Raw genomic sequence first — 18,629 nt, 5'->3', positions numbered from 1 at the left:
TAATCTAAAATGGGGCTTTTATTTCCGTCCTCATTTAATGGAACATGGCTGAACCGGTCCCTTTGGCGCCTTTTTTGAATTTTGGTTTTCTTGCCATGCAAAAACGGCCATGGTATAAATTTATCCAAATTTACTAAAGGAGCAGTCCCCGATGAACGAAAACGACGTAGTGGCCTGCCTTGCCAATGTATTAATGATTGCGGGCTCGGACAACAAGTTCACGCTTCAAGAGCAGGAAATTGTGGAAAGGGTGCGCCTGGAATTGGGCGCGGATGATGCTTTGCTGGAACAGGCTGTCGCTCTGGTTCACGGCGGGAATTATCAAATCACGCCGGCCGGGCGGTTTTCGGACCAGGTGCGAAACCTGGAGGACATGCTATTGGTTTCCATGGCCGACAACACCCTGGCTACGGAGGAAAAAAAGGAAATCCTCCACTTCGCCCAACAGTTGAAACTTACCCAGGATCAAATCAACAGGATGCTCGCCCAAACGAAAGCATTGCTTAAGGGCGTCGGCCGCCGCTGCAATGCATGCGGGACGTCTCTTGATCCTTCCGACAATTTTTGCACCGAATGCGGAGCGAAGATACAATAATCGACAAAACAGGCATTCCAGGCAGGTCGGAACAGGAGCAGGTGGCCCCAGGTTAATGAACGATACATTCAATCATACTTCCGCCCAGATGATCTTTCGAAAAAAACCCGTCTTCAAGGTCATAATCCTTTCCCTCATCCTTCTTGCCGCATTTATAGGCCTGTTCGACTATGTGAGCAGGCAACATGTAAAGGTAATCGAAAGCCAGCGCCTGGACCAAATGAAGCAGCTGGTGGAAATCGCCCGGAACGCCGTCGAGCCCATCGCCGCCAGATGCCGTTCAGGAGATATTTCCCGCGAGGCGGGCATTGCGGAAATCAGGAACCTTGTCCGCCGAATGACCTTTACGGAATGCCATGGAAACAATTATGTCTTCATGAGCGCCTATGACGGGACCATGCTGGTTCAGCCCTTTGAGCCGAGCAAAGAGATGACCAACCAGTGGGATCTGAAAGACAGCCATGGCGTGTACATCATCCGGGAGTTGGTCAAAACGGCCAAAAACAAACCGGAAGGCGGTTTTCTCCGCTATTTTTATATGCCGCCGGGCAGCGACGCGCCTGAAGAAAAAATCTCGTTTGTTATGGGCGTCAAAGAACTGGAATGCTACATAGGCGTCGGCCGGTACATGGAGGACATCCGAAAGGAGCAAGCGGATTTCCGATGGAAGACGCTTATCCTGGAAACCATGCTGGTTTTGCTTCTGCTGGCCCTGTGCCTTATGGCCGTCAGTGAAATTGTCGTAAAAAACCGACTTCTTGTAAATGAAGTGCATATCCGCCAGAATTCGGAAAAGGAACTCAGGACGCTCAAGAACTATCTGGGAGACATCATCAACTCCATGCCGTCGGTGCTCATTGGAGTGGACGGAACAGGCAAGGTGACTCAGTGGAACCAGCATGCTGAAAAGGTCACCGGCGTCAAAGAGGAAGAGGCGCTTGGACGGGATCTTAAAAAAGTATACCCCGCCGACTCCGCCCTCTGGGAAAAAATTTCAGACAGCATCCACAATCGGGAAATCGTCCAACACAGAGAGAAGAAATTCCAGGGAGACAACCAGTTTGAATATGAAGATTTCACCATATACCCCTTGATTTCCGAAGGTATGGAAGGCGCCGTCATTCGCGTCGATAACGTAACCTCAAAAGTTCAACTGGAGGAGTTGGTCGTTCAATCGGAAAAAATGCTCTCCGTCGGAGGCCTCGCAGCGGGCATGGCGCATGAAATCAACAATCCTCTTGCCGGCATGATGCAAATGGCGGAGGTCGTGTCCACCCGCTTGACAGGGAAAGACGTCCCGGCAAACCGGCAAGCTGCGGAACGCGCCGGAACCACCATGGAAGCCATACACCAATTTATGGAGGACCGGGGCATTCCGAAAATGATCGAGGCCATACAATCCTCCGGGGTGAGGGCCGCCAAAATCGTGGAAAATATGCTGAGCTTCGCCCGGAAGGGAAGCGCTCAGACGACTCACGAGGACCTGGCGGAGCTCCTGGATTCCACCCTGGAGCTGGCCTTGACGGATTACGACTTAAAGAAAAGATATGATTTTCGTTCCATAAAAATCCTTAAGGAGTACGATCCTGGAGTTCCTCCCGTTCCTTGCGACAGGCCCCAAATTCAGCAGGTGCTGCTTAATGTGCTTCAAAACGCCGCCTACGCCATGCAGGACGCTCAGGACTCCGGCAAGCAGCCGAAAATTATTTTGCGGCTCAGCAAGCAAGGCGGCATGGCCTGTGTGGAGATCCAGGACAACGGACCCGGCATGGACGAAGCGGTCTGCAAACGGGTTTTTGAGCCGTTTTTCACCACCAAACCCACGGGCATAGGAACGGGGCTGGGGTTGTCCGTTTCGTATTTCATCATCACGGAAGCCCATCAGGGACGCATGGAAGTCAGCTCACAACCCGGGCTAGGCGCCAGGTTCACCATCCGCCTGCCGTTATCCGTCATGTAAGATGTGCAAGCTCAAAGACCATAGTCTCTGAAAAAGGGCTGTTTCAATCGTTCGAAAAATGCAGCCAAATCCAAATAAATGCTGAATAAGCGATTATAAATATCTTCTGTTGGTTGCAAAAAATTCGTACACGGACGACTGCGGAGGCTTTGAAATGCCGGAAACAGGAAAGCAGAACGGATTTTATGAACTATATTGACGTTTGGCGTTATACGCCTTGCCCCGCTCTGGGTTTCGCGTCCGCTTTCGCAGGCCGCGGTCGGTATGAGGGGGTGGTTTTTTCACGATTGTGTATTCAGGGAATGCTATTATATCCGAGACATAGAAACGGACTTCCTTATTCATTTTTTTTCACGAAAAAGTATTAAACTCCCATTTTTCAGCATTTTTTTTCTTGACTTCATATCGGCTCTCAACTAATGTGAACTATACCCCATGCAAAAAAGCAACGCAGGGCTGGTTTCAACTTAGGAGTCGTGTATTTTTTTAAAAATGCACCCTTCGAGTTCGAAACTGTATTTTATTATCACTATCAGTAGGAGGTCAGTACTTTGGCAAACGGAACAGTAAAATGGTTTAATGACTCCAAGGGTTATGGTTTTATCGAACGTGAAGAAGGTGGGGATGTGTTTGTTCATTATTCCGCCATTTCCGGCTCAGGCTTCAAAACCCTTGCAGAAGGGGATCGTGTTAGCTTTGACGTAGAAGAAGGCCAAAAAGGCCCTGCAGCAGCTAACGTAATCAAGCTGTAACCAAAGACCAGTCGGCCCATGGGCCTGAGAAATAAGGCGCCTCCTTTCCCGGGAGGCGCCCTCTTTCCGATTAAGCCGCAACGGCTTCCGATTGATGTGCTCAAACCTGCAAACATTTCCGGACTTGATGTTTGCCCGACCTATATGACGTTTTCCAGACGCCGCCCACTCCCCTGGTTCCAAAAGGCTTGCATCCGGATGCTCCAAGTGAACGAGGCGCACATCTGGCCATGGTCCGACGATTTTCAATCACGAAAACCAGTTTTCGTGCAATCAACAAGTAATCAGGAGGTTAGTCCCGTGGCAAACGGAACGGTAAAGTGGTTTAATGACGCAAAGGGTTATGGTTTTATTGAGCAAGAAGAAGGCGGAGACGTCTTTGTGCACTACACCGCTATAACAGGAAAAGGCTTTAGAACGCTGGCGGAAGGCGACAGGGTTTCCTTTGACGTGGAGCAAGGTCAAAAAGGGCCTGCGGCGACCAACGTCATTAAATCCTGATCATTCCCGGTAGGCGCGGCAACCCAGCGGCACACACGCCGGAGCAGGCGAAAGGCGACCTGTGCTTGTAACACGCCCGGACCCGATTTATACTCAAGCTGACAATTAGGGCCGAACCCGCGGCTGAAGACAAGAAACCCTTCAAGCCGATAGGAGCGGTGCGTCCTCAGGATCGGACGGCAAGCCTGGGCAGGCCCCCCAAGTCTCCAAAACCGGCCTGAATCAGCGCGCAAGAGGCCAAAGCCGCAGTCTCCGCCCTGAGTATGCGGGGCCCCAGGCCTGCGTGAACCATGCCGGACTCTTCCAGCCGGGCCGTCTCGTGGTCTTCAAATCCCCCTTCCGGGCCGATGACCACCAGCACGGACTTGGGGGGAGAGTCTAAACGGGATTGGAGCACCTGCTGAAAGGGCGTCCGGGATTTTTCCCAAAAAACCACGCCCAGATCGTATTCAGCGGAAATCGCACACAATTCTTCAAAGCTCACAGGCGCATGCACCTCCGGCAAACGCACCCTTTCGCACTGCTTGACCGCTTCTGCAGCGATCTTTTTCCAGCGATCGCGCCGGTCCTCGGGATCCTTGACCTTAGGCACGGATCGCGACGCGTAAAAGGGGCGCCAGCCGTGCATTCCAAGTTCGGTAACCCCCTTTAGCAGCTTGTCCATCTTGCTGGTCTTGATCATGGCCATGGCAAGGTCGATCTTTAGAGGGCTTTCCGTGGCGCCTAACCGCCTGTCCTGTATTTCCACCTCCATGTCCCTGGCCCCCGCGGACAATATCACCCCCATATATTCCAGGCCGCTGTTGTCCAGGAGAACGACGGGATCCCCCTTCGCCAGCCTGAGGACTTTTTTGGCATGCTTTGCGTCCTGGCCCGTAATGAAAGCCCTGTCGCCCGTTATCTGCTCCGGCTCTATATAAAAGCGTCTGGTTTCCGCCATGGCGTTTTCTCCTGTTTTTCCAAGGCAATCATTGACATCACGTAAAATTTATAATTAAAAGGACGACTCGTCGTCCAAAGCCGTGGACGGCGGTCCGCCGGCCTTCGGATGCGCCCGTGCTCGATTTATATTTCCTTAATAACATAAGGGAATTAGAGCATCAAGGGAAAGGCAGGATCGGGTCGTATAGGGCGTTAATTGGCTTGACACAGACTGTTCTTCTTGCTAAGGTTCCGAAAATTGTTGTCATATCCGCCAAGAACCTACGGAGAGAGGCCTATGGAAGACAGCTACGCCCCTTCTAAGGACAATCGCACCACAAACGACGACTCAAACGGATCCGGAGCTTTCGGCGCTGCAGGCGACGACGACCTTATGGGCGCTATCGGCATCGACCTGGAATCGGACCTGTCCAATTCGGACGACGTCCTTTTGAGCGACCCCGAAGGAATCATGGAATCGGAAGCATTCGACTCCTCTGATTTGGATTCGGATGATTACGGGTATTTGGACCCTTATACTGTAGGCGCTAATGTAGCCGCCGCAGTACGTCAGCTTGTATCCCAAAAGATAGATCGCATAATCACGGTCGCTGTGGAACAGGCTGTAGCCAAGGAATTAAGAAGGCTTCAACAGAAGCGTGACTAACGCTTTTTAAATTCCTACTAGTTTCATGGACTGGGGATTGAGCGATTGATCCCCTTTTTCACGTTTAAGGGCAGCTAATATATTAGCAAATTCAAAGCATTAGCTGCAAATTGCAGGAGACTGAACACATCATGGATTCCAAACTCGATAAAGGCTATGAGCCCCACGACGTGGAGGCGCACTGGTACGCATTCTGGGAGTCGGAAGGACTTTTCGCCGCCAAGGAAGAAGGCGGAGACAACACATACTCCATCGTCATTCCTCCGCCCAACGTAACCGGCGTACTCCACATGGGCCATGCACTGAACGTTACCTTGCAGGATATTCTGTGCCGGTACCGCCGCTCAAAAGGAGACAACGTCCTGTGGATGCCGGGAACCGACCATGCAGGCATCGCCACCCAGAACGTGGTGGAGCGGCAGCTGGCCTCGGAAGGCACGGACAGGCATCAGGTAGGCAGGGAGGCCTTTATCGAAAGAGTATGGGAATGGCGCAAGCAATACGGCGGCGCCATCATCAACCAGCTCAAGCGCCTGGGCGCCTCCTGCGACTGGGACCGGGAGCGGTTCACCATGGACGAAGGCCTGTCCAGGGCCGTCCGCAAGGTTTTCGTTGACCTTTACGACCAGGGCCTGATCTACCGGGGCGATTATATTATTAACTGGTGCCCCCGGTGCCACACCGCCCTGGCCGACCTGGAAGTGGAACACGAACAAACTGACGGCAAGCTCTACCAAATCCTGTATCCCTTCGTGGATCAGGAGGGCGGGCTGATCGTGGCCACCACCCGGCCCGAAACCATGCTGGGCGACACGGCCGTGGCCATCAACCCGGAAGACGAACGCTACGCCGACCTGACCGCCGAAAAGGTCATGCTGCCCATCATGAACCGGGAAATCCCCATCGTGCGGGACTCCTACGTGGACCTGAAGTTCGGAACCGGCGCCCTGAAGGTCACTCCGGCCCACGACGTAAACGACTTTGAAATCGGCCTGCGCCACGACCTGCCAAGGGTCAAGGTCATCGGGGAAGACGGCTGCATGACCGCCGAAGCCGGCGAGTTCGAAGGCATGGAGCGCTTCGAGTGCCGCAAGGCCATCGTGGCCAAATTGGACGAAATGGGGCTTTTGAAAAAGGTCGAGTCCCACGACCACGGCGTGGGCCAGTGCTACCGCTGCAAGACCACGGTGGAGCCCAACCTGAGCAAGCAGTGGTTCGTAAAGGCCGGCCCCCTGGCTGAAAAAGCCATCAAAGCCGTGGAAACCAAAAAGACCCGGATCGTGCCCGAAGTGTGGGAAAAAACCTATTTTGAATGGCTGTACAACATCCGGGACTGGTGCATTTCCCGCCAGATTTGGTGGGGACACAGAATTCCGGCCTGGACCTGCCAGGACTGCGGCGAAATCATGGTCCGCATGGAAGATCCGGACAAGTGCACCTGCGGATCCACCAATCTGGAGCAGGAATCCGACGTGCTGGACACCTGGTTCAGCTCGGCGCTGTGGCCTTTCTCCACCATGGGCTGGCCGGATCAGACCCAACTGCTTAAAGCCTATTATCCCACGTCGGTGCTTATCACGGGATTCGACATCCTGTTTTTCTGGGTCGCCCGCATGATGATGATGGGCCTCCAATTTATGGATGACGTGCCCTTCAAGGACGTGTACATCCACGCCCTGGTCCGGGACGAAGAAGGCAAGAAAATGAGCAAGTCCAAGGGGAACGTTATCGATCCCCTGGAAGTCATTGAATCCCAGGGCACGGACGCATTCCGCTTCACCCTGGCTTCTTTTGCGGCCATGGGCCGGGACATCAAGCTGTCGGTCAAGCGGATTGAAGGCTACAGGCACTTCATCAATAAATTGTGGAACGCCGCCCGCTTCACCTTGACCAACGTGGAAAACAACCCGGACGCCGCCGCCAAGGCCTCCAAGTCCACGGCCATTCCGGACCGCTGGATTCTTTCCCGCCTGAACCAGGTCATCCTGCAGGTGGAGGAAAGCCTGGAAGCCTATCAGTTCAACGAAGCCGCCAACATTCTTTATAAGTTCGTGTGGCATGAGTTCTGCGACTGGTATCTGGAAGCCATCAAGCCCATCTTGTACAGAGAGGGCGCGCAAGAGGACCGCAACGCCACCGTGGCGACCCTGCAAAGGGTGTTGAAGGACGCCATCGTGCTGCTGCATCCCTTCATCCCCTTTGTGACCGAGGAAATCTGGCATCATATGCCGGGGGCCGAAGGCTCCATCATGAAAGCCCCCTACCCCGCCGCTGTTGACGAAGCCGTCGGCCTGGGTCCGGATAAGGAGGCGGAAAGGGAAATGGAGCTGGTCATGGCGGTCGTCACCGCGGTGAGGAATATCCGCGGCGAGATGAACATTCCGCCCAACCAGGCCCTGGCCGCCATTATCGAGCCCACCGACGATTTCGCCAAGGAAGCCCTGGCTCGGGAAAGCGGCCTGGTGTCCAACCTGGCGCGGCTGTCCTCCCTGGAAGTGGGAGGCAAAAGGCCCAAGGGCGCGGCTACGGCGGTTGTGGACGGAGCCTCCGTGTACGTCCTTTTGGAAGGCGTCATCGACCTGGACAAGGAAGAGGCCCGTCTGGAAAAGGAAATCGCCAAACTCACCAAGGAATTGGTGAAGCTGGACAAAAAGCTCAATAACGAGGATTTCCTGGCCAAGGCGCCCGACAACGTCGTTGAAAAGGTCCGCGGACAGCAGTCTGAAATGACGGAAAAACGGGAACACCTGGAATCGAACCTGGAAAAGGTGCGCGAAATTCATGGCGACCAAGGATAACAATTCCGCTCCGGCCCCGGACGCATGGCGTCCGGGGCTGGAAGTCTCCGGCATTGTCAAAAGGCTTGTAGCCCTCGCCCTGGAAGAGGACTTGGCCACAGGAGACATCACCACCGATCCCATCGTGCCGCCGGATCGCAAGGGCGAAGCCGTTATCAAAGCCAAGGAAAACCTCCTGGTGGCGGGCATGGACATGGTGCGCATTGTCTTCGACGCCGTAGACCCGGAAATCAAGATCGAAGTCCTGACTCCCGACGGCGTCCGCGCCAGGCCCGGGGATATTATGGCCAGGCTTTCGGGCAGGCTGCGCCCCCTGCTGTGGGGCGAAAGGACCGCCCTCAACTTTCTCCAAAGGCTTTGCGGAATCGCCACCCACACCCATGCCCACGTGCAGGAGGCCAAGGGCCTGGACGTGAAACTGGTGGACACCAGAAAAACCACCCCGGGCTGGAGGCTGTTGGAAAAATACGCCGTGAGAGTCGGCGGCGCATCCAACCACCGTATGGGGCTTTTTGACGGCGTGCTGATCAAAGACAACCACATCGTGGCGGCGGGCGGGATCACCCAGGCGGTAGGCCTGGCTCGTAAAGGCGCTCCTCATATGGTTCGCATCGAGGTGGAGGCGGCTTCCATGAATGAAGTGCGGGAAGCGCTTGACGCAAAAGCGGACGTAATTATGTTGGATAATATGAACCCGGACCAAATCAGTCAGGCCGTGCAATTGATAGCGGGAAAGGCCCTGGTGGAGGTTTCCGGAGGCATAAAAAAAGAGACCATCCGCACGATGGCCCGGACAGGCGTCAACATCCTGTCGTGCGGGGCTCTGACCCACGGCGCACGAGCTGTGGACATCAGCATGAAAATTACGGTATAAAGTTACAAGAGACCGCTTACGAGCTACCCTGACCCGGGATTGCGCCGTCCTTCAACGCCGGCGCCTGAAAAAAAGTCGAGTGATCCATGTTCCAGGTCGAAAAGACAAAAACCATCATTCTTGAAGAAGATAACAACACGTCTTCTCCCAAGCAATCGGACAAGCCTCGTCCTGAAACCACTAAACTCGATGTCGTCAATTTCTTTTTGAACCTGTACAGAAAGCAGATAGGCGCCCCGCCGTCCTGCATGGGAAAATACACGGTTCTCGACTCGGACGCCCACGGCCCGGAATCCCTGTATGAACTCAAGGTAAGAATCGGAGAAGACGTCCACACCCGGCGCATGACCATCACGCCCCTGGGCGAGGACACGGGCAGCCGCAGCAAGTGCTTTTTCGTCATCTACGACGTGCACATGGTCCTCAAAATCCCTCCCATGGAGCAGAACAATCTTCAGGAATATATCGAAAGCATACGCCGGGACGCCAAAATCGTGGACCGCCTGGCGCCAAGAGAATGCATCGTCCCCAAAGTTTCCGTTATCCTGAAAATGATCCGCACCTTTGACGACACGGAAGACCTTTCCCCCATGCAGCTTGAGGAGGTCTACATCAAATGGCTCATGGAGGATCCCCGGACTCAGGAATTCCTGAAAATCAACGGGTCTTTCGTCTATTTTATGGATCTGGCGAAATATTACTTCCTGGGAGGCATCGTGGCTAAAATGCAGGGCGACAAAGACAAAAACGCCCAGGAAATTTTAGGCCACCATGATCTGATTTGGGAAATCGACGATTTTGAAGGCCGTTACGGATACCAGTTCGCATCCCTTTGCGAAGACCTCCAGCACCTATACGGCAAATGCCGCACCGCTGCCAGCGCCGTCCTGATCCGGCATAAGCTGGCCAATGCGGTCCAGGATTACCGGATACGCAACTGGTTTCTCATTCATCTGGCGGCAAGAACCGTCAAGGCGGAGGATGCGGACGGCAATGCCAAAATTCTGGACGATCTGAACAAAGCCCTGCAGGAATTGATGGAGGAAGAGGCTTCCACGGTCAACGCTTACCGGAAAATGATCAAGGAATACATCAGGGAAAAAATGTTTTTCCGGAACAAGCCCCAGATGGAAACCATCATCATCAACCTCCTGGAGCTTCTCGCTTGGCTCCGCACCTCCAAGGTGTCCATCAGGGACTTGAAGCCGGACAACCTGCTGGTGGCCGGCAACCCCGACAATTACCCTTATTTTTTAACCAACGCCGGGGAATATAATATCGGCCTCATCGACGTGGAAACCGCCGCTGATTTTTCGGGCGGCGAGCCCGGCTCCATGGAGCAGCCGCTTTTGGGAGGCACTCCCAATTACGCGACTCCAAGCCACCTTTTCGCCAATGAAATCATTGCACTGGCCTGGGGCGACGTGGGCCGCATGCTCCATTACCAGGATTGGCAAGCCACCTTGGGCATGATCTATCGCGTCGCCACGGGCAAAACCTTGTTTCCCAAAACAGGCAAGATCCTGCCCAAGCTGCCCAAGATGTTCAGCCAGGCGCCCAAGGGAAAAACCCCTCTCGACCTGATCAAGGAAACAAGCAAACTGTTCTGGCAGTCGGCCATGGCGGAGTTTGACGCCAAACGCCAGCAAAAAGAAGAGGCGCTGCGCACCCTGAAGGTGACATTAGACGAAACCGCCGTGGTCATGCTGCAGGAAGAGCTCGCTATTGAAAGCGAAGTTGTGCTTGGAGCTCTGAAAACAAGGATACTCAATCAAAAAATTTACACCAGCAAAGACGCCAAGAAAAAACTTTTCGCCGCTTCAGCCAAAAGCCTGAATCAGCAAAAAGTACGGCTTGCAAATACTCCGGACGGCAATGCAGCTCAAACCAGGGTCAAGCGCCAGGCGCTTAAGCTATTCGGTGATCTGGAGCGAATGAAAAACCACCTCGCTCGTCTGGCATGGGCCCAGAAGCAGCTTGCCAAGCCGACGCCTACCTTTTCGGTTTTTGAGATTATGGGCATCCTGTTTGACGCTCTCATCGTCACCATGCATAAGCCGGACTGGCCGGACCTTACGGGCGGCGACGTAGGCGCCTTCGGCCTGACTGGCAAAGACGCCACCTACGAGCATGCAAGCATATAGTCCCCGCCCCAACCAACCCTTCTGGAAGGTTTATTGCATAATTTTCGGTCTGTTTGCGACGCATGTTTGACGTCAATAAGCCCGGTTCGATAGTCTTGTCCGCAGGATTTTCCGTAAAATATCGCTGGTTGGATCAACCTGTCATCATGAGGCCGCTATGCAAAAGTTAAACTCCTATCCACTGGATTAATTGCCGTCCTGATGATCTCCGCCTTGCTGTTTCCATCGCCCGCGGCCTTGGCCGGGACGGCGCCCAAAACAAACAACGGCGTCAAATGGCGCATCGGCTATCTGGAAGGCGGACCCTGGCCCGCAATGTAAAAAGCCCGTATCTGGAATTTGCGGAGGATGCTTTCTGGTCCTCAAATTGGGAGGAAGGCGTTCATTTTCTGCCCAAACCATTCACCAAGGCTGAGTTGGCGGCCAAAGTGCGGGAAGCCCTGGAATAAGGCCGCTTATCCGCATCCAAATCATATCCTGTCAATATTTGCGGACGGCTCCTGTGTGAAGGCGCTTTCGCGCTTTTAGCAGGATTATCGCCCCTATGCCGATCATCTGGCTAAGCCCTCGTTCATCATCGAACAATACAAAATCCACCCATTATTGCCTTGATTCCTGGAATTCTAACTTGCCTTTGGCCCTGAAATATGGCAAACGTTAACATTTAATAAGCCGCCCGAATTGACCGGCCTTATTAGGCTGCAGGTACCCGGGCGTGAAGGTTTGGTTTAATTTCTAAAAATTTTGTAATAATCAGCCATGCTCCAGGCTTTCGAGCTGGTTCCAGGAGGTTGTCAACATGAAAGAAGCGGTAATCGTCAGCGGCGCACGGACCGCCATCGGATCTTTTGGCGGTGTATTGAAAAGCGTCCCCGTTATTCAACTGGGAAGCACGGTCATGAAAGAAACCCTTAAAAGGGTCAACCTCAGGCCGGTCGTCAGCGAAGCTATGCTTTCCGCCGCCCCGGACGCCCTCAAAGATCAGGGCGTCATTGAACTGGAAGAAAAGGGCATGGATTGGGACGACTCCGCCCAGCCCGTCGCCATTGACGAAGTCATCATGGGCAACGTGCTCACCTCCGGCCAGGGCCAGAATCCGGCTCGCCAGGCAATGGTTCAGGCGGGCATCTGCAAGGAAACCCCGGCTTTCACCGTAAACAAGGTTTGCGCTTCCGGCCTCAAGGCCATCGCCCTGGGCGCCGCTTCCATCATGACCGGACAGGCCGACGTTATCCTGGCCGGCGGCCAGGAAAGCATGAGCAACGTGCCCATGGCCCTGCCCCTGGCCCGTTGGGGATACCGCATGGCCATCTCCGGCAAAGGCGAAATCGACGACCTCATGGTCCTGGACGGCCTGTACGAAATCTTCTACGGCTACCACATGGGCGTCACCGCCGAGAACATCGCCAGCAAATACGGCATCACCCGCGAAGAACAGGACGCCTTGGGCGTGCTTTCCCATAATCGGGCCAGAAAAGCCATCACCGAAGGCCTGTTCAAGGACGAAATCGTCCCGGTCTCCTTCATGGAGCGCCGTAAGGAAGTGGTCGTGGACACTGACGAACGCCCCATGGACACCAGCATGGAGAAAATGGCCAAGCTGCGTCCCGCGTTCATCAAAGACGGTACGGTCACGGCCGGCAACGCCTCCGGCATCAACGACGGCGCCGCCTCCGTGCTTCTCATGAGCGCGGAAAAGGCTCAGGAACTGGGCCTGGAGCCCCTGGCGAAAATCAAGGCCTTCGCCTCCGCCGGCATGGACCCGGCCTACATGGGCCTCGGCCCCATCCCGGCGGTCCGCAAGGTGCTGAAAGCCACGGGCATGAGCATTGACGATTTGCAGATGCTGGAAGTGAACGAAGCCTTCGCCTCCCAGGCCATCGCCTGCCTGCGCGAACTGGGCATCGACACGGAAAAGCCCAACGAACTGGGCAGCGGCATCTCCCTGGGCCACCCCATCGGCTGCACAGGCGCCCGCCAGATGGTCACCGCCATTCATCACATGGAGCGTAAAGGCTACAACACCGGCCTCATCACCATGTGCATCGGCGGCGGCATGGGCATGGCCATGATTATTGAAAAATAATTCTAAAAACAATCCCGGGGCGCACGCCGCCCCGGGCCTTGAATCTTTTGATACTCAGGAGAAAGAGCATGAAAAAGAATTTCTTTGAACGCGTGACCAGGCCCCGGGCACTCGGCATCCTTATTTTCACCGGCGTTCCGGCGATCATCGGCGGCGGCCTGATCTGGTGGGCGACCGGCCATTCCTACAACCTGGTGGTTCCTTACGAAATCGCCTTGTATGCGATTTCTTTGACCATCGCATCCAAAGCGCCGGACCTGGAACACTGATCTTTTAATTCTTTTTCCGGGAATCAGTTCGGATATTTATTGAGGGCGGCATATATGGCCTGAAGCCGGTTTGCTGCCCTTTATATTGGGCGTAAAAGAAAAATGCCACTGACTGTTTTGGCTATTTTTCCGTTAGCGCCTGCCTTCTAATTGATTCCAAATGATTATGATGAATTCTTACGAAAAAATTATCCGTTGGCCCCTGTCGCTCCGCTTTTGGGAGACGGGCCGGGAGTACGCCAAAGGGCGTATTGAGGACGGCCTGCGCCAGGGCATGTGGACCTTTTGGTACCGCTCGGGCGCCAAGCAGATGGAAGGCGAGTACAAAGACGGCGTGCAGGTCGGCCTTTGGATCAAATGGTGGCCCAACGGACAAGTAGCCACCCAAGGCGCCTTTAAAGACGGTTGGATGCACGGCGAGTGGAACGACTGGTTCGACAACGGCCAAAAAGCCATGCTAAGCCATTGGGATATGGGCCGTAAAACCGGAGTCACCACCATCTGGGACCGGTTCGGCAACGAGGTGAAATCCCAAAAGCACCGGGCGGGCCGGGAGCCCCGGAATTACTACCCGCTCATGAGCAACCGGGACGCCTCTTTCGCCTTAGCCACCGCCCAGAAAATGGGCATGCGAAACGCCTGGACGAGGATGGTCGGCAAAAAAGTCGCCGCCTATCTGGAACCCTGGCAATGCACGGTCTGGCTCATGCTTTTTCTGCCCGGCTACGCCCTGTTAAAGCCTAAAATGGGATTGATCGCCATTCCGGTCAGCCTTGTGGGGGCGGCGCTTATTTCCATTGGCGTGGTCCTGGCGACCGCGTATCATGACAGCATAACCCGCCCGGACATCGGATTGGGCAAGCCAAAGGATTAGGGCCATGGAACAGGACCGGAAAAGCCACCAGATGATACTCATTTTTTTCCTGGCCCTGTACATCATTTCCATAGGATTCATGGGGTGGCTGCTCAGGCCCTTTTTCTCCATCCTGGTGCTGGCCTTCGTGGTCACAGGCGTGTTTACCCCCATTTATCGCCTTTTGCTCAAAAAAATGAAGCCGGGCGCCGCCTCCGGCCTGACCTGCGTTATCATTTTCCTGGTGCTGTTCATCCCCACCCTGCTTTTTGCGGGCATTGTGGTGTCCGAAGCCGTGGGCTTTCTCGACATGGTCAACAAAGCCGCCCTGCCGGACCAGATCAGGACGTTCATCAACAACAGCACCCTGCTTGAGACCATCAACCAGCACATAGACGATTACGGGATTGTGATTTCCGGCGCAGAAATCACGCAAGCCGCCTCCCAGATCGGCCAGTTTGTGGGCGGATTTCTCCTGGACTCCGGCAAGGCCGTCGTATCCAATGTTCTCAACTTTGTGCTTAACTTCCTCTTTATGGTCCTGATAATATTCTTTATATTGATAGACGGCGGCAAGCTGGTGGACTATTTGGTGGACATGTCCCCCCTGCCCCAGGATCAGGACGAGAAGCTGGTGGCCAAATTCAAGGATATGTCCGGCGCCGTCATTTTGGGCAACGGCGTGTGCGGATTGGCCCAGGGGATATTGGGCGGCGCGGTTTTCGCCCTGTTCGGCCTGCCCTCTCCGTTTTTATGGGGCGTGGTCATGGGCATCCTGGCCTTTTTGCCCATTGTGGGAATCGGCGTGGTCTTCCTGCCTGCGGCGATCATTATGTTTATCCAAGGAAAAATCGCCACGGGCGTATTCTTCATTATCTTTTACTCGATTCTGTCCTTTTCCGTGGAATACGTCATCAAACCCAAGCTTGTGGGAGACAGGGTCCAGATGCACCCCCTGCTGGTCTTTTTGGCCATCATGGGCGGCCTGAAAATCTTCGGCATCCTGGGCGTCATCTACGGCCCCCTCATCGTCACCTTCTTCCTCACCCTGGCCGACATCTACCGCGCCAGCTACAAAGCCATTGTGGAAGCATAAAGCCCTGACGTAGCATGCAATGCCAGAAATAGCAGGTGCCGGGGGCCTGTCACTACATTCCGATTTATGCGCACCATGCTAGGGTGGCCCAGGCAAGGCAGTTTTTGCCTGGGTCCGTCAGGACAAAAGGTGCGGCCTCGTTGGTCATTTAAAACCAATGAGTTGGGGCGGAAGACGGCGTTATTTAAAGCCAACAAAAAACTTCCCCCGGGGCCATACGCCCGCCAGGCGTTCCAGGTTTCCAATTTCTTTTGGGGGCGCGCCTTTTGTTGCTACGCAACCCCGGCAGGATACTGCTCTGCGGGGCTACCCAAATAAGTATACAGGACAAGCCGTGACGCCGCTTGGCGCCGAAATCCTATGCTTTTTGGGATTGTTTAGCGACTCGCTCAAATATTATCCGGGGAGATAAAAATTCGGCTGATCCATCCCAAGACGAACCATTGAAAAAACCTAAATGCAAGGTCTGATGAAGCCCCTGAAAACCCAAAAAATACCGGCCGTTATGAAGCAGTTCTTTCATGGCGAAAATCCCTTAAAAGCCTTGACTATCGTGGATTTGTCGACTAAAAGTATATATTTCCTCGTACAGGAATCAGGTCTAAAAAAGAGGCCGGAAAATCCTTCCGGCCTCTCTTGTCGAGACAATCTTTCCACTTACAGGAGTAACCATGGATTTGGGAGAAAACATGCTCGAAATAAGCATCGAGAGCGAGATGAAAAAATCGTATCTCGATTACGCCATGAGCGTGATTATAGGCCGCGCCCTGCCGGACGTGCGGGACGGCCTAAAACCGGTTCATCGGCGTGTGCTTTTCACCATGCATGAACTAAAAAACGATTATAACAAGCCGTATAAGAAATCCGCCCGCGTCGTCGGCGACGTCATGGGTAAGTATCACCCCCACGGCGATGCGGCGATATACGATACCATGGTGCGTATGGCCCAGGATTTTTCCCTGCGCTATCCACTGGTTGACGGCCAGGGCAACTTCGGGTCCATTGACGGAGACCCTGCAGCCGCCATGCGTTATACGGAAGTCCGGATGCAAAAGATGGCCCACGCCATTTTGGAGGATCTGGACAAGGAAACCGTGGATTTCATCCCCAATTACGATGAAACCATACAAGAACCCACGGTCCTGCCCACGCGGATTCCCAACCTGTTGGTGAACGGCTCGGCCGGCATCGCGGTTGGCATGGCCACCAATATTCCGCCCCACAACCTGGGGGAGATCACGGACGCCCTGTGCGCGCTCATAGAAAATCCCAAGCTGATGCCTGAGGAGCTGCTCCAATATGTTCCCGGGCCGGATTTTCCCACGGGCGGCATTATCTACGGCAGGGCCGGCATTCACAGCGCTTATTCCACGGGCCGGGGCATCATCAAGATTCGCGCCCGCATCATGGTGGAAAAGGACAACCGCACCGGCAAGGAAACCTTGGTGGTGACGGAGCTGCCCTACCAGGTGAACAAAGCCAGGGTGATTGAAAAAATCGCCCACCTCATGAAGGACAAGGTGATAGAAGGCCTGGCCTTTGTGCGGGACGAGTCCGACCGGGAGGGTATGCGCATTGCCATGGGCTTGAAAAAAGATGAGATGGCATCCATCATCATCAACAAGCTCTACAAGCACACCCAGTTGGAAAACTCCTTCGGCATCATCCTGCTTTCCATCGTCAATAACAGGCCCGAGCTGCTCAATCTCAAAGAAACGCTCCAGTACTTCATCGCCCACCGGAAGGTGGTGGTGATCCGCCGGACCAAATATGAGCTTGCCAAAGCCGAAGCCCGTGCACATATTTTGGAAGGCTACAAGATAGCCATCGATAATCTGGACGAGGTGGTGAAGCTCATCCGGGCCAGCAGCACGCCTTTGGAAGCCCGGGAAGGCCTCATGGCCAGATTTGACCTCACCCAGATTCAGGCCCAGGCCATTTTGGACATGCGCCTGCAAAAGCTCACCGGCCTGGAAATCGAAAAGGTGGAGGAAGAGTATCGGGAATTGATCAAAGCCATCGCCCGGTACAAGGAAATCCTGGCAAGCGACCAACTGGTGCTGGAGATCGTTCGAGACGAATTGCTGGAAGTCAGAACCGAATACGTGGACGAACGGCGGACGGAAATCGTGGACGACGAAGGGGAAATCACCATCGAAGACATGATCGTGGAAGAAGACATGGTGGTGACCATCTCCCATCGCGGCTACATCAAGCGCAATCCCCTGACCCTGTACCACAGCCAGCGCCGCGGCGGCAAAGGCAAGATTGGCATGGGCACCGGGGATGAAGACTTCGTCTCCCGTCTTTTCGTGGCTTCCACCCATCACACCCTGCTCTTTTTCACCAACCTGGGCAGGGTGTACTGGAGAAAGGTCTACGAAATTCCCCAGGCCGGAAGGGCCGCCAAGGGCAAGTTCATATCCAACCTGCTCAATCTTGCTCCTGACGAGCAATTGGCCACCGTGCTGGACGTGAAAGAGTTCGAGCCGGGATACAACATTATCATGGCCACCAAAGACGGCATCATCAAAAAGACCGATCTTCTGGCGTACAGCAATCCCAGGTCCAACGGAATCATCGCCCTGAGCCTCGGTGAAGGAGACCAGCTCATCGCAGCCCGCATAAGCGACGGCACCCAAAACGTATTTTTGGGCTCCGCCTTCGGCAAGTCCATTCGTTTCCACGAATCGGACGTGCGGGCCATGGGCCGCGTTTCCCGGGGCGTCAAGGGCATGACCCTCGCCGCCGGAGACCACCTTGTGGGCATGGAAGTGCTGACTCACGGCAAAACCCTGTTCTCGTGCACGGAAAACGGATTCGGAAAGCGCACGTCCCTGGACGAATACCCGCTGCAGAAGCGCGGCGGCAAGGGCGTGATCACCATCCGCACCCACGAGAGGAACGGGGCCGTGGTTTCCATCCTGGTCGTCTCCAACGACGATGACCTGATGCTCATGACCGATGCGGGTAAGATTATCCGTATGCCCATGGGGGACATCTCGGTGATCAGCAGGAACACCATGGGCGTGCGCCTCATGGGCATGGAGCCGGGAGAAAAGTTGATCGGCGCCCAGCGGCTGGCTGAAAAAGACGAGGAGAAATAACAATCG

The 18,629-nt window shown here is 54.6% G+C and carries 15 protein-coding genes; 14 read left to right on the top strand and 1 reads right to left on the bottom strand.

The features are described from left to right. Positions 1-151 precede the first annotated feature (151 nt). From G491_RS0106705 to G491_RS0106690, 4 genes are all read left to right on the top strand, one after another. Positions 152-595 (top strand): zinc ribbon domain-containing protein, encoded by a 444-nt coding sequence (locus G491_RS0106705; RefSeq protein ID WP_028314024.1) that lies wholly within the window; start codon positions 152-154, stop codon positions 593-595. 55 nt (positions 596-650) lie between these two features. Further along, positions 651-2,555, top strand: coding sequence for a cache domain-containing protein (locus G491_RS33480; protein ID WP_051327080.1), 1,905 nt, complete (start codon positions 651-653; stop codon positions 2,553-2,555). A 551-nt stretch (positions 2,556-3,106) separates the two neighbouring features. Then, positions 3,107-3,307, top strand: a complete 201-nt coding sequence (locus G491_RS0106695) for a cold-shock protein (RefSeq protein WP_012609648.1) — start codon at positions 3,107-3,109, stop codon at positions 3,305-3,307. 300 nt (positions 3,308-3,607) lie between these two features. After that, a complete protein-coding gene (locus tag G491_RS0106690; protein ID WP_012609647.1) occupies positions 3,608-3,808 on the top strand; it encodes a cold-shock protein in 201 nt (66 codons plus the stop codon). 166 nt (positions 3,809-3,974) lie between these two features. On the opposite strand, the gene G491_RS0106685 is transcribed toward G491_RS0106690, so the two are convergent. Continuing rightward, complete coding sequence (locus tag G491_RS0106685; RefSeq protein ID WP_035218026.1) at positions 3,975-4,748, bottom strand: RsmE family RNA methyltransferase; 774 nt, start codon at positions 4,746-4,748, stop codon at positions 3,975-3,977. A gap of 279 nt (positions 4,749-5,027) precedes the next feature. Between G491_RS0106685 and G491_RS0106680 the strand changes: the two genes are divergently transcribed. The 10 genes from G491_RS0106680 to gyrA all read left to right on the top strand — a co-directional run bounded on the left by G491_RS0106680 (position 5,028) and on the right by gyrA (position 18,623). Further along, positions 5,028-5,396, top strand: coding sequence for a hypothetical protein (locus tag G491_RS0106680; RefSeq protein WP_012609645.1), 369 nt, complete (start codon positions 5,028-5,030; stop codon positions 5,394-5,396). 131 nt (positions 5,397-5,527) lie between these two features. Further along, on the top strand, positions 5,528-8,194 hold the full coding sequence (locus tag G491_RS0106675; protein WP_028314022.1) for a valine--tRNA ligase: 2,667 nt from the start codon (positions 5,528-5,530) through the stop codon (positions 8,192-8,194). Next, a complete protein-coding gene (nadC, locus tag G491_RS0106670; protein WP_211239135.1) occupies positions 8,178-9,068 on the top strand; it encodes a carboxylating nicotinate-nucleotide diphosphorylase in 891 nt (296 codons plus the stop codon). The genes G491_RS0106675 and nadC overlap by 17 nt, the downstream gene beginning before the upstream one ends. A gap of 86 nt (positions 9,069-9,154) precedes the next feature. Beyond that, positions 9,155-11,212: a protein kinase family protein gene (locus G491_RS0106665; RefSeq protein ID WP_028314020.1), complete on the top strand. Its 2,058-nt coding sequence runs from the start codon at positions 9,155-9,157 to the stop codon at positions 11,210-11,212. Between the two features lie 275 nt (positions 11,213-11,487). Continuing rightward, positions 11,488-11,661 (top strand): hypothetical protein, encoded by a 174-nt coding sequence (locus G491_RS35360; protein WP_157468058.1) that lies wholly within the window; start codon positions 11,488-11,490, stop codon positions 11,659-11,661. A gap of 350 nt (positions 11,662-12,011) precedes the next feature. Further along, complete coding sequence (locus G491_RS0106655) at positions 12,012-13,298, top strand: thiolase family protein (RefSeq protein ID WP_028314019.1); 1,287 nt, start codon at positions 12,012-12,014, stop codon at positions 13,296-13,298. 68 nt (positions 13,299-13,366) lie between these two features. Beyond that, positions 13,367-13,567, top strand: coding sequence for a hypothetical protein (locus G491_RS29730; protein WP_012609638.1), 201 nt, complete (start codon positions 13,367-13,369; stop codon positions 13,565-13,567). A 160-nt stretch (positions 13,568-13,727) separates the two neighbouring features. Next, the gene (locus G491_RS0106645; protein WP_028314018.1) at positions 13,728-14,441 is read left to right on the top strand and encodes a toxin-antitoxin system YwqK family antitoxin; all 714 of its coding nucleotides are present in this window, start codon (positions 13,728-13,730) and stop codon (positions 14,439-14,441) included. A gap of 4 nt (positions 14,442-14,445) precedes the next feature. Then, positions 14,446-15,516, top strand: coding sequence for an AI-2E family transporter (locus G491_RS0106640; RefSeq protein WP_028314017.1), 1,071 nt, complete (start codon positions 14,446-14,448; stop codon positions 15,514-15,516). 671 nt (positions 15,517-16,187) lie between these two features. Beyond that, positions 16,188-18,623 carry a DNA gyrase subunit A gene (gyrA, locus tag G491_RS0106635; protein WP_028314016.1) on the top strand — a complete coding sequence of 812 codons (2,436 nt, stop codon included), beginning with the start codon at positions 16,188-16,190 and terminating at the stop codon, positions 18,621-18,623. Positions 18,624-18,629: the final 6 nt, after the last annotated feature.

The sequence above is a fragment of the Desulfatibacillum aliphaticivorans DSM 15576 genome, from assembly GCF_000429905.1.
In the GTDB taxonomy this organism is placed as follows: Bacteria; Desulfobacterota; Desulfobacteria; order Desulfobacterales; family Desulfatibacillaceae; genus Desulfatibacillum; species Desulfatibacillum aliphaticivorans.
Note: the sequence above shows the minus strand (reverse complement) of the source record. Positions and strands in the feature narration are given on the sequence as shown.

Coding starts and splice junctions, on each gene's coding strand:
- G491_RS0106705 (WP_028314024.1), top strand. CDS start 152: ATGAACGAAAACGACGTAGTGGCCTGCCTTGCCAATGTATTAATGATT.
- G491_RS33480 (WP_051327080.1), top strand. CDS start 651: ATGAACGATACATTCAATCATACTTCCGCCCAGATGATCTTTCGAAAA.
- G491_RS0106685 (WP_035218026.1), bottom strand. CDS start 4,748: ATGGCGGAAACCAGACGCTTTTATATAGAGCCGGAGCAGATAACGGGC.
- G491_RS0106680 (WP_012609645.1), top strand. CDS start 5,028: ATGGAAGACAGCTACGCCCCTTCTAAGGACAATCGCACCACAAACGAC.
- G491_RS0106675 (WP_028314022.1), top strand. CDS start 5,528: ATGGATTCCAAACTCGATAAAGGCTATGAGCCCCACGACGTGGAGGCG.
- nadC (WP_211239135.1), top strand. CDS start 8,178: ATGGCGACCAAGGATAACAATTCCGCTCCGGCCCCGGACGCATGGCGT.
- G491_RS0106665 (WP_028314020.1), top strand. CDS start 9,155: ATGTTCCAGGTCGAAAAGACAAAAACCATCATTCTTGAAGAAGATAAC.
- G491_RS35360 (WP_157468058.1), top strand. CDS start 11,488: ATGGCGCATCGGCTATCTGGAAGGCGGACCCTGGCCCGCAATGTAAAA.
- G491_RS0106655 (WP_028314019.1), top strand. CDS start 12,012: ATGAAAGAAGCGGTAATCGTCAGCGGCGCACGGACCGCCATCGGATCT.
- G491_RS29730 (WP_012609638.1), top strand. CDS start 13,367: ATGAAAAAGAATTTCTTTGAACGCGTGACCAGGCCCCGGGCACTCGGC.
- G491_RS0106645 (WP_028314018.1), top strand. CDS start 13,728: ATGATTATGATGAATTCTTACGAAAAAATTATCCGTTGGCCCCTGTCG.
- G491_RS0106640 (WP_028314017.1), top strand. CDS start 14,446: ATGGAACAGGACCGGAAAAGCCACCAGATGATACTCATTTTTTTCCTG.
- gyrA (WP_028314016.1), top strand. CDS start 16,188: ATGGATTTGGGAGAAAACATGCTCGAAATAAGCATCGAGAGCGAGATG.